This is a genomic window from Bacillus badius NBRC 15713, assembly GCF_001591605.1.
Classification (GTDB): domain Bacteria; phylum Bacillota; class Bacilli; order Bacillales; family Domibacillaceae; genus Pseudobacillus; species Pseudobacillus badius.
Map to the genome: position 1 here is coordinate 41,148 of NZ_BCVF01000012.1, position 15,962 is coordinate 57,109.

General features: G+C 46.5%; 13 protein-coding genes. All 13 read left to right on the forward strand.

Annotation, left to right across the window (positions count from 1 at the left end):
- The first annotated feature begins 3 nt into the window (after positions 1 to 3).
- The 13 genes from uvrA to BBA02S_RS08270 all read left to right on the forward strand — a co-directional run bounded on the left by uvrA (position 4) and on the right by BBA02S_RS08270 (position 15,959).
- Complete coding sequence (gene uvrA, locus BBA02S_RS08210) at positions 4 to 2,856, forward strand: excinuclease ABC subunit UvrA (protein WP_041094875.1); 2,853 nt, start codon at positions 4 to 6, stop codon at positions 2,854 to 2,856.
- 103 nt (positions 2,857 to 2,959) lie between these two features.
- Entirely contained in the window at positions 2,960 to 4,129 is a 1,170-nt protein-coding gene (locus BBA02S_RS08215) for a DUF4097 family beta strand repeat-containing protein (RefSeq protein WP_041094873.1), read from the forward strand.
- Between the two features lie 5 nt (positions 4,130 to 4,134).
- Complete coding sequence (locus tag BBA02S_RS08220) at positions 4,135 to 4,485, forward strand: phage holin family protein (RefSeq protein ID WP_041113438.1); 351 nt, start codon at positions 4,135 to 4,137, stop codon at positions 4,483 to 4,485.
- A gap of 354 nt (positions 4,486 to 4,839) precedes the next feature.
- Positions 4,840 to 5,775, forward strand: a complete 936-nt coding sequence (gene hprK / locus BBA02S_RS08225; RefSeq protein WP_041094869.1) for an HPr(Ser) kinase/phosphatase — start codon at positions 4,840 to 4,842, stop codon at positions 5,773 to 5,775.
- A gap of 31 nt (positions 5,776 to 5,806) precedes the next feature.
- Entirely contained in the window at positions 5,807 to 6,622 is an 816-nt protein-coding gene (lgt, locus tag BBA02S_RS08230) for a prolipoprotein diacylglyceryl transferase (RefSeq protein ID WP_041113440.1), read from the forward strand.
- A 14-nt stretch (positions 6,623 to 6,636) separates the two neighbouring features.
- Positions 6,637 to 7,587, forward strand: a complete 951-nt coding sequence (locus tag BBA02S_RS08235) for a nucleoside recognition domain-containing protein (RefSeq protein ID WP_041113441.1) — start codon at positions 6,637 to 6,639, stop codon at positions 7,585 to 7,587.
- On the forward strand, positions 7,584 to 8,240 hold the full coding sequence (gene ppaX / locus BBA02S_RS08240; RefSeq protein WP_041113442.1) for a pyrophosphatase PpaX: 657 nt from the start codon (positions 7,584 to 7,586) through the stop codon (positions 8,238 to 8,240). The genes BBA02S_RS08235 and ppaX overlap by 4 nt, the downstream gene beginning before the upstream one ends.
- Positions 8,237 to 8,749 (forward strand): acyltransferase, encoded by a 513-nt coding sequence (locus BBA02S_RS08245; protein ID WP_041094861.1) that lies wholly within the window; start codon positions 8,237 to 8,239, stop codon positions 8,747 to 8,749. The genes ppaX and BBA02S_RS08245 overlap by 4 nt, the downstream gene beginning before the upstream one ends.
- Positions 8,750 to 9,003: 254 nt before the next feature.
- The gene (locus tag BBA02S_RS08250; RefSeq protein ID WP_041094859.1) at positions 9,004 to 10,440 is read left to right on the forward strand and encodes a carbon starvation CstA family protein; all 1,437 of its coding nucleotides are present in this window, start codon (positions 9,004 to 9,006) and stop codon (positions 10,438 to 10,440) included.
- 114 nt (positions 10,441 to 10,554) lie between these two features.
- Complete coding sequence (gene dcuS / locus BBA02S_RS08255) at positions 10,555 to 12,153, forward strand: DcuS/MalK family sensor histidine kinase (protein ID WP_041113443.1); 1,599 nt, start codon at positions 10,555 to 10,557, stop codon at positions 12,151 to 12,153.
- Complete coding sequence (locus tag BBA02S_RS08260) at positions 12,150 to 12,857, forward strand: response regulator (protein WP_041094854.1); 708 nt, start codon at positions 12,150 to 12,152, stop codon at positions 12,855 to 12,857. Before dcuS ends, BBA02S_RS08260 begins: the two co-directional genes overlap by 4 nt.
- 118 nt (positions 12,858 to 12,975) lie before the next feature.
- Entirely contained in the window at positions 12,976 to 14,613 is a 1,638-nt protein-coding gene (locus tag BBA02S_RS08265; protein WP_041094853.1) for an SLC13 family permease, read from the forward strand.
- Between the two features lie 161 nt (positions 14,614 to 14,774).
- Positions 14,775 to 15,959, forward strand: coding sequence for an ATP phosphoribosyltransferase regulatory subunit (locus tag BBA02S_RS08270; RefSeq protein WP_041094851.1), 1,185 nt, complete (start codon positions 14,775 to 14,777; stop codon positions 15,957 to 15,959).
- Positions 15,960 to 15,962 lie beyond the last annotated feature (3 nt).

Sequence of the window (15,962 nt, forward strand, 5' to 3'; positions counted from 1 at the left end):
GATATGGGAATAGATAAAATTACAGTAAAAGGAGCCAGGGCGCATAATTTAAAAAACATTGATATCACCATCCCCCGTGATAAGCTCGTTGTATTGACGGGCTTATCAGGCTCGGGAAAATCATCGCTGGCGTTTGATACGATTTATGCGGAAGGGCAGCGCCGGTATGTTGAATCTTTATCCGCTTATGCCCGCCAGTTTCTCGGCCAAATGGATAAGCCGGATGTTGATGCGATTGAAGGGCTGTCTCCGGCCATTTCTATTGATCAGAAGACAACGAGCCGGAACCCGCGCTCAACGGTCGGAACAGTGACCGAAATTTATGATTATGTGCGTTTGTTGTTTGCCCGTGTCGGCCGGCCGACTTGCCCGGTTCACGGCATTGAAATTACATCGCAGACGATCGAGCAAATGGTTGACCGCATCATGCAATATGAAGACCGGACGAAGCTGCAAGTGCTTGCGCCGATTGTTTCCGGCCGGAAAGGCACGCATGCCAAAGTGTTTGAAGATATCAAGCGCCAAGGCTATGTCCGCGTGCGTGTCAACGGAGAAATGCGGGAAGTTGAGGAAGAGATTGAGCTTGAGAAAAATAAAAAGCATTCCATTGAGGTCGTGATTGACCGTGTTGTAGTAAAAGACGGCATTGAAGCCCGGCTCGCTGATTCCCTGGAAACGGCATTGAAGCTCGGGGAGGGCAATGTCATTATCGATGTTATCGGCCGCGAGGAATTGCTGTTTTCAGAGCATCATGCCTGCCCGCATTGCGGTTTTTCCATAGGGGAACTTGAGCCGCGCATGTTTTCTTTCAATAGTCCGTATGGAGCCTGTCCGACATGTGACGGTCTCGGATCGAAGCTGAAAGTAGATGTGGACTTAGTTATTCCTAACCCGGAGTTAAGCTTGAAGGAGCATGCGATTGCCCCATGGGAGCCGACAAGCTCACAATATTATCCGCAGCTGCTAGAAGCGGTTTGCCATCATTACGGCATTCCGATGGATGTGCCTGTCAAGGAGCTGGATAAAGCGCAGCTTGATAAAGTTTTAAACGGATCAGGACGGGAACGGGTTCATTTCCGCTATGAAAACGACTTTGGCCAAATCCGGGAAAATGACATTATGTTCGAAGGTGTCCTTAACAATATTGAGCGCCGGTATAAAGAAACAAGCTCGGATTATATCCGGGAGCAAATGGAAAAGTATATGGGACAGCAAAAGTGTCCGACCTGTAAAGGATACCGTCTCAAAAAAGAAAGCTTGGCCGTGAAAATCAATGGCCTGCATATTAGCGAGGTCACTGATTTTTCGATCGAAGAAGCAGAGCAATTTTTCGAGCGCCTGTCATTAACAGAAAAAGAAATGCAGATCGCCCAGTTAATTTTACGTGAGATCCGCGAGCGGCTTGGCTTTTTAGTCGATGTAGGCCTGGATTATTTAACGCTTAGCCGTTCAGCTGGTACGCTGTCGGGAGGAGAAGCCCAGCGGATCCGCCTGGCTACCCAAATCGGCTCACGATTGACCGGTGTTCTCTATATTCTCGATGAGCCGTCTATCGGGCTTCATCAGCGTGATAACGACCGTTTAATCAGCACCATGCAAAATATGCGAGATATCGGCAATACACTGATTGTGGTCGAGCACGATGAAGATACGATGATGGCCGCTGATTATTTAATTGATGTGGGACCTGGGGCCGGCGTGCATGGCGGTGAAATTGTGGCAGCCGGTACGCCGGAAGAGGTCATGAACGATCCGGCTTCGCTGACCGGCCAGTATTTGTCAGGGAAAAAGTTTATCCCGCTGCCAGCCGATCGCCGCGCACCGGATGGCCGCTGGGTGGAAGTAACAGGCGCAAAAGAGAACAATCTGAAAAATGTAAAAGCTAAATTCCCGCTTGGTACATTTATTGCTGTGACCGGGGTGTCCGGTTCGGGAAAAAGTACGTTAATTAACGACATTCTTTATAAAACTCTTGCGCAAAAGCTGCAGCGCTCCAAGCAAAAGCCGGGCAAGCACGGCACGATCAAAGGGATCGAGCATCTTGATAAAGTGATTGACATTGATCAGTCGCCGATCGGGCGGACGCCTCGTTCTAATCCGGCTACTTACACCGGTGTTTTTGATGATATTCGCGAAGTATTTGCCTCGACCAATGAAGCGAAAGTCCGCGGCTACAAAAAAGGGCGATTCAGCTTCAATGTGAAGGGCGGCCGCTGTGAAGCATGCCGCGGAGACGGGATTATCAAAATCGAAATGCACTTTTTGCCGGACGTGTATGTGCCATGTGAAGTATGCCATGGCAAGCGCTACAACCGCGAGACGCTGGAAGTGAAATATAAGGGCAAAAATATTGCAGATGTTCTTGCTATGACAGTAGAGGATGCCCTGGAGTTTTTTGAAAATATTCCTAAAATTAAACGTAAGCTACAGACGATTGCAGATGTCGGCCTTGGTTATATCAAGCTGGGACAGCCGGCGACGACACTGTCTGGAGGAGAAGCACAGCGCGTGAAGCTTGCTTCGGAACTGCACCGCCGCTCGACCGGCCGTTCGTTTTACATCTTGGACGAGCCGACGACCGGCCTGCATGTGGATGATATCGCCCGCCTGCTCACTGTGCTGCAGCGGCTGGTGGAAAACGGCGACACCGTTCTTGTGATTGAGCACAACCTTGATGTGATCAAGACGGCAGATTACATCGTCGACCTTGGCCCTGAAGGCGGCGATAAAGGAGGAACCATTGTAGCTTCCGGCACGCCTGAAGAAGTGGCGGCAGCAGAAGGGTCCTACACTGGTCATTATTTAAATAGAGTATTAGCCCGCGAGCGCCAGAGAGTGGAGCACATAGAAAGCTAAGATGCAGCGGTTGGCAGATGCTTGCAAAAATAGTGAAACTTTTTCTTTTGATCTTCGTAAGAATGAACAGAAAGCCAATTCTTAAATGAATGGAGTGCCTGAGATGAACGAAGAGAAAAAACGAATTTTAGAAATGGTGGAATCAGGTTTAATTTCAGCAAGTGAAGGCTTAACTTTGCTGGAGGCTCTGGATAAAGAACCTTCGAAGCAAGCATACAAAGAGCGGCGGGACAGCTTCTTCGATGAGCTGATCGGTCTTGGCCAAAAGCTGAGCGGCACCGCAGAAAAGAAAAGCGAGCCATCCGGCGCTTCCGCTAACCAGCCAAAGGATAAGCTCTTTCAGTTTGTCCAGTCGGCTGTCCAGAAGCTCAAGGATTTTGAACTTCCGCTCGGAAAAACAGCCGAATTCTCGCATACGTTTCAAGAAACAGACTTTACTCCGAAGCGCATTAAGGCAGAAGTGGCGAGCGGCAGCTTTACGATTAAGCCTTGGACGGAAAGCGGCGTAAAGGCAGAGTGCCACGTTAAAATCTACGGGGCTGACAACGAAGATGAAGCAAGAGAATCGTTCATCAAGAACAGTGTTTTTTATGCGCGTGAAGACAAGCTCTCCTTCTCGGTCGGCTTAAAGCTAATGAAAGTGGACACAGTTTTGTATGTGCCGGAAACTGCTGTCCATGATATTTCTGTCAAGCTGTTTAACGGCTCCTTCGCCATGCGCGACATGGAAGTGCAAGAGCTGGAAGTAAAAACAGCTAACGGCAAAATTGAAGTGAAAAAATCGAAGGTGGGCGACTTTGAAGGAGAAACGGGCAATGGCCAAATCTTCTTCGTTGATTGTGAAGGCAAAAAAGTGGAAGCCAGCTCGTTTAACGGAGCTGTTCATGTTATCGGCTCGGTTGGCTACACGGATATTAAATCCTTTAACGGCAACGTTCTTTGTGATTTAAAGTCCGATGCCGCCCACACGGTTAAAGCCCAAGCGGTAACCGGAAACATTGAAGTGTATGTGCCGGATCATATGGCGATGAAGGGGATGCTGCGCACCAATCTTGGCTCCCTGTTGCTTCCTGAATCTGGAATGAAAAAAATAATGGAAAAAGAGGAAATGGTTCAGAAGCTTGTCCGTTTTGAGAGCGAAAAAGAAGCGACTGGCCAAGTAGTCATCGACGCAGAAACAAAAACGGGAACAGTTTCCGTAAAAACAACGTTATTTCATGAAGCATCGAATGATGGAGAGAATGAACCGCCCTCTATTCCCGAAGGTAAGTGATAAAGATGAATTGGATCATAGGTATTTTAGTTAATGCAGTCTTGTTTATTGCCATTTCCGGCTATTTTACAGGCCTGCACGTAGATAGCTTTTTATCGGCGGTTATTGCTAGTGTTGTTTTGTCCATCTTAAACATGATTGTCAGACCGCTGCTTGTTCTTTTTACTTTGCCGATTACTTTTTTGACGCTTGGTCTTTTCCTGTTTGTCATTAACGCTGCTACATTGCTTTTGACAGACAGCATCATGGGCTCTGCATTTGACATTTCCGGCTTTGGCATGGCGCTTCTTATCGCCGTCATTATGGCAATTGTCAACCTGGCTCTGCAGATGACCATCCTTAAAAAAAATGACTGATTGCTCCTGTTGAGCGAAAAGCAAAAGCCAGCCTTCTCCGCCATTATCTGTCGAGCAGCAACGACAGAAAAGCGGAGAAGGCTGGTTTTATTTTATGAGGAAACACAGTTTTTTGCCGCCTCGGCATTTTCTCTATCGGCTGTTGCACGCAAAAAGCTGGTCAATAAAACTAGCAGCCATTAGCCTTTTCATCCGTATCCCTCCCTGTTTCTTTTTACTTTTATCCAGGTTGTGAAGGGATGGCAAAGGCTCCTTTCATGACATGGAAATGAAAATTTATCATTCTTCATTTTAATTGAACCTAGTAAAAGTGTTACAATGGTATCAGAATGCCATCATGAGGAGGAAGAAACAGTGGCTAAAGTGCGTACATCTGATTTGCTGGAAAATCTCGATTTGGAACTCATCAGCGGTGAAGACGGCATTCATCGTCCGATTATAACAAGTGACCTTTCCCGGCCAGGCCTTGAGCTTGCTGGCTTTTTTGATTATTACCCGAAAGAAAGGATACAGCTGCTCGGAATGACGGAGCTGACTTTCTTTCAGAAGCTTCATTCAAACGAGAAGCTGCCGCGAATGGAAAGACTATGTGATGACAGAACACCTGCTATTATTATTTCACGCGAATTGGAAGTACCGGAGGAATTAATTGAAGCATCAGAACGGCATGCAGTGCCCGTGATGAGATCAAAGCTGACAACAACGAGACTTTCAAGTAAGTTGACGAATTATTTGGAAAAGATGCTGGCTCCAACAACCGCCGTTCACGGTGTGCTTGTTGATATTTACGGTGTAGGTGTACTGATTACCGGCCAAAGCGGAGTAGGTAAAAGCGAAGCAGCTCTTGATCTTGTAAAACGAGGGCATCGCCTTGTAGCTGATGATTGTGTGGAGATTCGCCAGGAAGACAATGATACTCTTGTCGGCAGTGCACCGGAGCTGATTGAGCATCTGCTGGAAATTCGCGGGCTGGGCATCATTAATATTATGACGCTGTTTGGCGCTGGCGCCATCAGAGGCAACAAACGAATTACTCTCAATGTTCATCTTGAACTTTGGAATTCGAAAAAACAATATGACCGGCTAGGAATTGAAGAAGATAAGCTGAAGATTATTGATACAGAAATTACGAAAATCACCCTTCCTGTGCGTCCAGGAAGAAACATTGCCGTCATTATTGAAGTAGCAGCGATGAACTTCCGCTTGAAACGCCTCGGAATCAACACAGCGAAAGACTTCACAGATAAGTTAGCGAATGTCATCAGCGAGCGCGATACAGATTTTATGTAATAACAGTTGATGGGCAGAAAGGGGAAAAAGAATGGAAGGTTATCCGCTTAATCCGATTGCTATTGCGATTGGGCCATTTGAGGTTCACTGGTATGGCTTAATCATTGGCTTCGGCATTGCACTTGGCTTTTATTTAGCTGCTAAAGAAGGCGACCGTCTCGGCTTGCCTAAAGATACATTTGCCGACTTGCTCATTTGGGCGATTCCGCTCGCCATTATTTCGGCGCGCATTTATTATGTTTTATTCCAATGGGAATATTACTCTCAGCATCCTGGAGACATTATTAAAATTTGGAATGGCGGAATTGCCATTCATGGCGCATTGATCGGCGCGGTTGCGACAGCTGTGGTTTTCTCAAAAACCAAAAATATTTCCTTTTGGAAATTGGCTGACATAGCCGCTCCAAGCATCATTTTGGGGCAGGCCATTGGCCGATGGGGAAACTTTATGAACCAGGAGGCGCATGGCGGGGAAGTGACCCGCTCCTTCCTGGAGAATTTGCATTTGCCGGAGTTTATCATTAATCAAATGTATATTGACGGACAATATTATCATCCAACGTTTTTATATGAATCCATTTGGAATTTTGCTGGTTTCCTCTTGCTGTTAGGCTTGCGCAAAGTGAACTTAAAACGGGGAGAACTGTTTTTAATTTATGTGATGTGGTACTCCATCGGGCGCTTCTTTATTGAAGGGCTGCGGACAGACAGCTTAATGCTGACAGATTCGCTGCGGATCGCCCAAGTGATTTCGCTCGTTCTTTTGGCAGCGGCTGCTATTCTCCTGTTCATCCGCCGCAGCCGGAAAAGCAACCAGCTGCCTTATAACAGCTTAGCGAATGAATAAATGGGGAGGGTAACATGGGGAAAACACTAAAAAACGGTTTTATTTCAGGGGTAAAAACAACTTGGCTGCTTGGAAAAATTATTTTTCCTGTCACCCTCATCGTGACGCTGCTGCAATATACGCCGATATTGCCTTGGCTGATGAAGGCGATCAGTCCGGTTATGGGATTGTTTGGTTTATCAGGGGATGCCTCCATTCCGCTGGTGCTTGGCAACTTTTTAAATTTATACGCGGCAATCGGCGCTATTTTATCGTTAGATTTAACCGTGAAAGAAGTATTTATATTAGCTGTTATGCTGTCATTTTCGCATAATTTGTTTATCGAATCTGGTGTTGCTGCCCGTGTTGGCGTGAAGCTGTCTGTTGTCCTGGCAGTCAGATTGGGGCTTGCTGCTGTATCAGCGATTGTGATCAACCTTATTTGGCATGGCGGAGGCGGCACCGCGCAATACGGGATGGCTCCGCCGCTGCAAGCCGATCCGGATGGCTGGGGACAAATTTTGATGATTGGTCTTGAAAAAGCGGGTTATGGCATTTTCCAGCTGGCGGTCATTGTCATGCCATTAATGTTGATGATTCAAGTCTTAAAAGACTTAAAATGGCTGGATATCTTTTCCCGCTGGATGGCTCCGGTTACTCGCTTGCTGGGAATGAAAGAAAACACATCGATGACATTGGCATCCGGCTTGCTTTTCGGCCTCGCGCTCGGTTCAGCAGTTATGATTCAAGCGGTAAAAGAGGATGGCGTCAGCAGCCGGGATGTGACGCTGGCGATGATTTTTCTGGTAGCATGCCATGCCGTCGTGGAGGATACCGTTATTTTTATTCCGCTCGGTATTACCGGATGGCCTCTGCTTGCTCTGTTTTTAATCCGGCTGATGACAGCCATTGTGCTGACGCTTGCGGTGTCAGCACTTTGGAAGCCGGCTGAACTGGTCCAAAGAAAGGAAGCAAAACTCTCATGACAAAAATAACAACATTGCTGTTTGATTTAGATGGAACGTTAATTAATACAAATGAATTGATTATTTCTTCATTTTTACACACGTTAAATCACTATTTTCCAGATCAATATAAGCGTGAAGACGTCTACCCTTTTATGGGGCCGACTCTCGCAGAAACATTTTCGGGGATCGATCCGGAGCGCGCAGAAGAAATGATCGCCCGCTATCGCAAATTCAACCTTGAAAACCATGACCTGCTCGTTACGGAGTTTGAGGGCGTATATGAGACGATCCGCACATTAAAAGAAAATCAATTTAAGCTTGCTATTGTATCAACAAAGCTTAGAGATACGGTCATAAAAGGGCTTAAATTGACTCACTTGTATCCGTTTTTTGATACGATCGTCGCTTTGGATGATGTGACTGAGCCCAAGCCGCATCCTGAACCGCTGCTGAAGGCCTTGCGAGAGGTTGGCTCTAAGCCGGAGGAAGCGATGATGATCGGCGATAACTTTCATGATATTGAAGGCGGAAAAAATGCCGGCACTCTAACAGCCGGGGTAGCCTGGTCTGTTAAAGGAAAAGACTTTTTGCAGTCCTTCCAGCCGGATTATATGCTCGATACGATGCCTGAACTTCTCGATATTTTAAGGATTGGAGTTCCGGAGAAGTGAGAAGGACGAAGCGGTATAAAACGGAGGGAGCCAACTCGCTCTGGAATATTTATCAAACCGTTTCTTTTTGGAAAACATTTAAAAACACAGTGATCATTGAGATTGGCCGGTTTACGCCTTTTATGAGGCTGAAAAACAGTTTATACCGGACTTTTCTCGGCATGAAAATCGGTGATCAAACAGCGCTCGCCTATAAAGTGGTGCCGGATATTATGTTTCCGGAGCTGATTTCGATCGGCCGCAACACGATTATTGGCTATAATACAGTCATTCTGGCTCATGAATATTTGATTGAAGAATATCGCCTCGGGGAAGTGATCATCGGCGATCATGTAATGATTGGTGCCAACAGTACGGTGCTGCCGGGTGTGACGATTGGAGACGGAGCCGTTATTTCTGCTGCCACTCTTGTGCATCGCGATGTGCCTCCCGGTGCCTTTGCCGGCGGAAATCCTATGCAGATTAAAGAAAAGCCTCAGCCGGAGCTGTCGAACAAGTCTCTAAAGTAGAAGCAGGCGGGGAAAAAAGGACCGGCCCAACAAGTCATTCTTTATGGCTTGTTGGGCCGGTCCTGGCTTTTTTATGCATAAGGATAAGGGAGAGAAATTAGCTGAAAATAATAAAACATTATAGCAGGAAAAAGGTATAAACGAAAAAAATTCATTGTAAGCGCTCTTAAAATAAAAAAAGGGTTGTTAATTGATTTTTTAGAATATAGAATATTAATTAAATTATTCGGAAAATTAAAAGAGGGGGAATTAGAGTGCTTACATTTTTTGCTGCTTTGTTTTTACTGATCGTAGGCTACTTGGTTTATTCTAAATTTGTTGAGCGGGTTTTCGTCATTGATGACAGCCAGAAAACACCGGCTTATACACAAGCGGATGGCATGGATTATGTGCCGATGAGCTGGTGGAAGGGATCGCTGATTCAGCTGCTTAATATTGCTGGTCTTGGACCGATTTTTGGAGCAGTATCCGGTGCCCTCTACGGCCCAGTCGCATTTATATGGATTGTTGTCGGCTGTATTTTCGCCGGAGCAGTTCATGATTACTTTTCGGGCATGCTTTCACTTCGGCACGGAGGAGCTCAATACCCGACTCTTGTGGGGCGTTATCTGGGCAAAGGGATGAAAGCGGCGATCAATGTGGTGTCTATTATTTTAATGATTTTGGTAGCGGCTGCGTTTACAGCCGGACCTGCCCAGTTGATTGCGCAAATTACCCCTTTGAGCTTTATGGCCGCTCTTGTTGCTGTGTTTGCCTATTTTTTGCTGGCAGCGGTTTTGCCGGTGAATAAAGTGATCGGAAAGATTTATCCGGTTTTTGGCGCGATTTTAATTTTTATGGCAATCGCGATTGCGGCTGCTTTGCTGTTCGGGAGTAAGCCGATACCGAATTTAACTTTCGAAAACCTGCATCCCGGGGAGCTGCCGATCTGGCCGCTCTTAATGGTCACCATTTCCTGCGGAGCTATTTCGGGATTTCATTCCACGCAAAGTCCAATTGTTGCCCGCACAATGAAGAAAGAATCAGAAGGACGAAAGATTTTCTACGGGGCGATGATTGCTGAAGGAGTGATTGCTTTAATTTGGGCAGCAGCCGGCATGACCTTCTTTGGAGGAACAGGAGGATTGCAGGCGGCACTCGCATCTGGAGGACCAGCTGGTGTAGTCAATGAAATTTCTACCTCGCTGCTTGGCACGCTCGGAGGAATCTTAGCGATACTGGGCGTTATCATTTTGCCGATTACGACCGGGGATACGGCACTTCGCTCTTCAAGAATGATGCTGACTGAAATGGCTTCTAAGTGGGTGGATGCTGAAAAGAAAAATGTTGTGTTGATTTTTACGGTTATCGTGGCCACTCCGATGTTCTTCCTTTCAACGATTGATTACACCTTTTTATGGAGATACGTGGGCTGGACGAATCAAGTGGTAGCGGCGGTCATGCTGTGGACAGCAGTGTCTTATTTGCTCAAAGAAGGCAAGGCGCATTGGATTGCAGGGGTTCCGGCTATGTTTATGACAGCCGTTGTATGCACATATATCTTTTATGCGCCAGAAGGATTTGCCATGGATTATCAAGTTTCTCTTCTGATCGGCGCTGTTTTAACGGTCTTGGTTGGAGCAATCTATGTCTGGCAAATAGTTAGGCATAAGCAATTAAAGTTAAAAGAACTGACTGTGCACTCGGCTTAAAAAACTGCGGGCTGTCCATTTTTAGTGGCGCCCGCAGTTTTTTGCGATTAAGGCTTGTTCAAGCGTATAGGTTCTGCCAATCTATGTATATAGCTATTTTTTGGGAGGCCGATTATGGGCGGAAGAACAAAATATAAACTGACACTGCGTGCACTTATTGTGCTGCTCGTTGTTCTGGTAGTCATATCATCGCTCGGTGTGACAAACATGCTGATTGCCAGTGAAGTAACCAAGTCGACAAGAGAAACGCTGGAGGAAAAAGCTGCAATGACATCGCGGCTTGTTGCTGAATCAGAGGTGGTCCGCAACAGCTTATCAGGAGAAAGGCCGGAAACAGACATTCAGCCGTTTGCAGAGAAAGTGCGCCGGCAGTCAAAGACAGATTATATTACAGTCTTTGATATGAACGGGATCCGTAAATCCCATCCTGCTCCTGCGTTGATCGGCAAGCCATTTCAAGGCGGGGATGAAGGCGGGGTGCTAGCGGGAAAAGAGTATATGTCTACTGCAGAAGGCTCTCTAGGGCGATCGATTCGTTATTTTACCCCTATCTATAATGAAGAAGGCCGTCAAGTGGGGGCGGTAGCAGCAGGGATCACGCTAGAGAAAGTAGAAACCGCGGTCACAGAAAGCCGGCATATTATTTATGCCGGGCTTGCTGCCGGGCTGTTCATTGGCTTATCGGGCGCTTTCTACCTAGGCCGCAGAGTGCGCGAAGTGATGTTTGGTTTAGAGCCCCATGAAATTGCCCGTTTGCTTGAAGAACGAAATGTCATGATCGAATCTGCGCATGAAGGAACGATTGCGATAGATAGAAAAGGCAAGGTGACATTAATGAATAAAGCCGCTCGCCGGTTGCTTGAGCAAACAAGGGCATTCGGGTCATTGCCGGACAAGGAGGCAGATTCCATTATTTCTTCCTTTGGGCTGATGGCCGTATTAGAAACAGGTGAGGCGATTATGGATAAAGAGGTGGATATCAACGGCTCTGTTTTTTATATGAATGCTTCCCCCTTGCTCGTAGAAGGAAAGAGGATTGGCGCCATTGCCAGGTTCAGGGATCAAACGGAGCTGAAGAAGCTGGCCGAGCGTTTGAGCGGAACGGAAATGTATGCCGAGGCCCTTAGAGCGCAAACGCACGAATTCATGAATCGGCTGCACGTCATTTTAGGCATGGCACAAATGAAAAATTATGCTGCTTTGCCCGCTTATATTGAGCAAATCAATATTCATTATCAAGATAGTGTCGGTTACTTGGCGCGCCGCATGAAAGATCCGGTGATTGCTGGCTTTTTATTGGCTAAAATGAGCTATTCTATTGAAAAAGGAAAAGAGCTGCGCTTATCAGAGGATTCTTATTTGCCTGCTGTAGATAGCCGGCTGACGCATGAATTGATTACGATTTTAGGAAACTTAATTGATAACGCACTGGAGGCTACCCCCGTTAGCGGCCGGCCGGTTACTGTATTAATTGAATCAGAAGAAGATCATTTAATAATTGAAGTAAAAGACCACGGAAAAGGAATGGCCGATCCGGACCGCATCTTTGAAAAAGGGGTTTCCGATAAAGGGAGCCACCGCGGCTTTGGGATGCATCTCGTTCGTAAAAGTGTGGAACGGCTGAACGGAGAGATTCAAGTATCCTCACAAGAAGGAAAAGGGACGATCATAGAGGTGATAATTCCTCTGGAGAAAAAGGAGAGAACCAAATGATTACGGTATTAATTGTTGAAGACGATCCGATGGTAGCGGAACTGAACAAGCAATATGTAGAGGCATTGCCGGGTTTTCAGATAATCTCTGCTGCGGCTTTGCCGGAGGAAGCGCTGCAAAAAGTGCAACAATTAAAACCGGACCTGCTGCTGCTCGATATTTATATGCCTGGAATGACTGGTCTGGAATTGCTTAAGCAATTGCGCACAACCGGTTCAGAAACAGATGTCATTGTTATTAGTGCAGCGAATGATACGGCAAGCATTCAACAGGCGCTGCAATACGGCGCGGTAGATTATTTAATTAAGCCATTTAATTGGGAACGATTTCAACAAGCGATGTTAGCTTATCGGGAGCGCAAACAATTTTTGCTTTCTTCCCACGCAGTAAAGCAGGGGGACATTGACCGGATGCTTCATCAGCATACAAGGGCCGTATCGCCCTCTGACTTGCCGAAGGGGCTGACTAAAGAAACATTGAAGATGATTTGGAACGCTATACAGGAAGAGGGGGAAGCTGATTTTTCAGCAGAGGATATTGCCTTTAGCTCGGGAGTTTCCCGTGTATCTGTTCGTAAATACTTATCATTTTTAGATAGCGCGCATATTTTAACTGCAAGCGTTTCCTACGGTTCCGTTGGACGCCCGCAAACCCGGTATCGGCTGAATGGAGAAAATCATGAGCAGATACATTGTTTTATTTAAAGAAAGCGTTTGCTTTTTTTACTTTCAAAATACTTTTTTTACTTACTTAACTACAATTAACCGATTCATTGAATTATCTTTATTAAAAAACAATTTAGATAATTAAGAGGGGGATTGTATGCAGCGATCAGGAGTAAGTGTTTGGAATGAATGTTGGAAGGCGCATGATAAGCTGAAGCAATTGTTGTTATTCTCAAATGGGAGATCGGCACAGCCGGCAGCTGTCAAAGCGGGGGAAGAAAAGGAGGGGAACTCGCATCCTCCCCGAAAAAACCGTTATATGCGTCCTGTCCAATGGATAGGCTTTTTGCTTGGTCCATTGCTTTTCTTTGCGATTCTATTGTTTTTCTCGCCGGCAGGCTTGAATCCAGAAGCAAAAGCGGTTCTGGCTATTACCGTATGGATAGCTGTTTGGTGGATTACGGAAGCGATTCCAATACCCGTTACTTCTTTGCTGCCTCTGATATTAATGCCGCTGACGGGCGCGCTTGATGGAGATGCGGCAGCTGCAGCGTATGGCGATCCGATTATTTTCTTATTTCTCGGCGGCTTCATGATTGCTATCGCAATGGAGAAATGGAATTTGCACCAGCGGATTGCCATGAATATTGTATCTTTCCTGGGAACAGGCTCTAAGCGTATCGTCTTGGGCTTTATGGTGGCGACCGGCTTTTTGTCTATGTGGGTGTCTAATACAGCGGCTGTCATGATGATGGTGCCGATCGGAACAGCGATTACTTATCAAGCTGCTCAAATTGTTAAACAAACCGGCGACCGGACGATTGACATTCGCGGATTTGAGAAAGCAGTTATTTTTGGCATCGGCTTTGCCGGCACGATTGGCGGTCTTGGGACGCTGATCGGCACACCGCCGAACATTATTTTGGCGGCGGCCATTAAAAATTTATATGGAGTCACCATTTCATTTGCAGATTGGCTCTTTCTTGCAGCTCCGGTTGTATTGATTCTTTTGATTTTATCCTGGCTTTATTTAGTGAATATTGCCTTCCCCATCAAATTTAAAGAGCTGCCGGGCGGTGCGGAATTAATTCGTGAAGAAAAGCAGAAGCTCGGAAAAATGAGTTCAGAAGAAAAATGGGTAATGACCGTATTTTTATTTGCTGCCTTTATGTGGATTACACGGACATTTATTTGGCAAGAATTTATCCCTGGAATTAGTGATGCGATGATTGCCATCCTTGCGGGAGTACTGCTTTTCATTCTTCCCTCCAGACAAAAGGGAGGAGCGCTGTTAGACTGGTCAGTAGCGCGTGATTTGCCTTGGGGCGTGCTGCTTTTATTTGGCGGGGGGCTGGCCATCGCTTCCGGATTTAGCGAGACTGGTCTTGCCAAGTGGATTGGAGAACAGCTGATGGTGCTGGACGGTCTGTCTATGCTTCTCGTTGTTGTATTTGTGACAACTTTCGTTTTATTTTTAACAGAAATCACATCCAATACGGCAACGGCAACTATGATTATGCCGGTATTGGCCTCGTTGGCCCTAGCGTTGAACTTGCACCCGTTCGTCTTAATGATGCCGGCGGCCATGGCTGCAAACTGTGCATTTATGCTTCCGGTTGGAACACCGCCCAATGCAATCATTTTTGCGACGGGAAAAATTAAGATCAACGAAATGGTTCGTGCCGGTTTTTGGATTAATATTATTGCGATTGTTTTCATTACAATAGCTATGTATGTGATGATGCCAATGATTTTTAATGTAGACATTACATCCTTTCCGGAAAACTTTAAATAATAAGCAGCAATCAAAAAACGTTTCGGCAGCCGGAACGTTTTTTCTTTCTCTTGACGAAAATTGTCAGAAACGTTAAACTACTTATAATTACTTCATCATGTTAGCACATTAGCGAACTAAAGTGTGTTGCGTGAAATATACGGATAATCGGGTGATAAATAATGTCGAAGCTGTTAATGTTTGAAAAGCCTGTTGGGATGCGTGACACGCTGCCCCATATATATGAAACAAAGCGGAAATTAAAAGAAGCGGCAGCGGCAGAGATGAGGAGTTGGGGCTACCGCTTTATTGAAACACCTGCCCTTGAATATTACGAGACGGTTGGAGCCGCTTCGGCTATTTTGGATCGCCAGCTGTTTAAGCTGCTTGACCAGCAAGGGAACACTCTTGTGCTGCGTCCTGATATGACAACACCGATTGCGCGTGTCGCTGCCTCGAAGCTGCTGAAGGAACGGGTGCCGCTTCGTCTTGCTTACTCCGCAAGCGTCTACCGGGCCCAGCAGCGAGAGGGCGGCAGAGCGGCTGAGTTTGAACAAATTGGCGTAGAAATGATTGGCGACCAAACGGTTAGCGCTGACGCAGAGCTCATTGCCCTGCTTGTATCGGTATTGAAAAAAACAGGGATGGAGCGTTTTCGGCTTTCTCTCGGTCATATTCGTTTTACGGATGAGCTGTTCCGGCAAATTTTAGGCACAGAAGAGCGAGCCCAATATTTGCGCCGGTTTTTATACGAAAAAAATTATGTCGGCTATCGTGAGCATGTTAAAGGGTTGGCGCTTTCCTCCATTGACCAGCAGCGGCTTCTTCGCTTTCTCGATTTATCAGGCGAGTTGAACTGCCTGGAAGGGGCGGCCGATTTAATTGAAGGCGGCGCGGGCAGCGAGGCCATTGCTGAATTGCGCAGCTTGTATGAAAGGCTGCAGGAATATGGAGTGGCAGAATATATACAATTCGATTTGCCGCTCGTCAGCCATATGAGCTATTACACGGGATTGGTGTTCGAGGTATATGTGGACGGAGCGGGAACACCGGCCGGCAACGGAGGACGCTACGATCATCTTCTGGAGAAGTTTGGCCGTCCGGCTAGCGCCACTGGCTTTGGGCTGCGTGTGGACGTATTGTTAAGCGCTCTGGAACAGCTGGAAGAGGAGGAAAAGGTGCACTGCATCTTATTCAGCAATGAGCGGCGGATCGAAGCGATTCAAGAAGCAAGAAAGCGCAGGGAAGCAGGAGAAGCGGTGCTGTTGCAGGATGTGGCTGGCTTGGAAGATGTTGACCGGTTCACAGAAACATGCAAAAGTGTTTCATTCTTCGTAGGAAAAGCAGCAAGCGGAAGGGAGTTTTGATAG

What these genes read in the sequence shown, in the direction of transcription:
- lgt (WP_041113440.1), top strand. Translation starts at nt 5,807, where the DNA reads ATGGAAGGTTATCCGCTTAATCCGATTGCTATTGCGATTGGGCCATTT.
- uvrA (WP_041094875.1), top strand. Translation starts at nt 4, where the DNA reads ATGGGAATAGATAAAATTACAGTAAAAGGAGCCAGGGCGCATAATTTA.
- BBA02S_RS08235 (WP_041113441.1), top strand. Translation starts at nt 6,637, where the DNA reads ATGGGGAAAACACTAAAAAACGGTTTTATTTCAGGGGTAAAAACAACT.
- ppaX (WP_041113442.1), top strand. Translation starts at nt 7,584, where the DNA reads ATGACAAAAATAACAACATTGCTGTTTGATTTAGATGGAACGTTAATT.
- BBA02S_RS08260 (WP_041094854.1), top strand. Translation starts at nt 12,150, where the DNA reads ATGATTACGGTATTAATTGTTGAAGACGATCCGATGGTAGCGGAACTG.
- BBA02S_RS08265 (WP_041094853.1), top strand. Translation starts at nt 12,976, where the DNA reads ATGCAGCGATCAGGAGTAAGTGTTTGGAATGAATGTTGGAAGGCGCAT.
- BBA02S_RS08220 (WP_041113438.1), top strand. Translation starts at nt 4,135, where the DNA reads ATGAATTGGATCATAGGTATTTTAGTTAATGCAGTCTTGTTTATTGCC.
- dcuS (WP_041113443.1), top strand. Translation starts at nt 10,555, where the DNA reads ATGGGCGGAAGAACAAAATATAAACTGACACTGCGTGCACTTATTGTG.
- BBA02S_RS08215 (WP_041094873.1), top strand. Translation starts at nt 2,960, where the DNA reads ATGAACGAAGAGAAAAAACGAATTTTAGAAATGGTGGAATCAGGTTTA.
- BBA02S_RS08270 (WP_041094851.1), top strand. Translation starts at nt 14,775, where the DNA reads ATGTCGAAGCTGTTAATGTTTGAAAAGCCTGTTGGGATGCGTGACACG.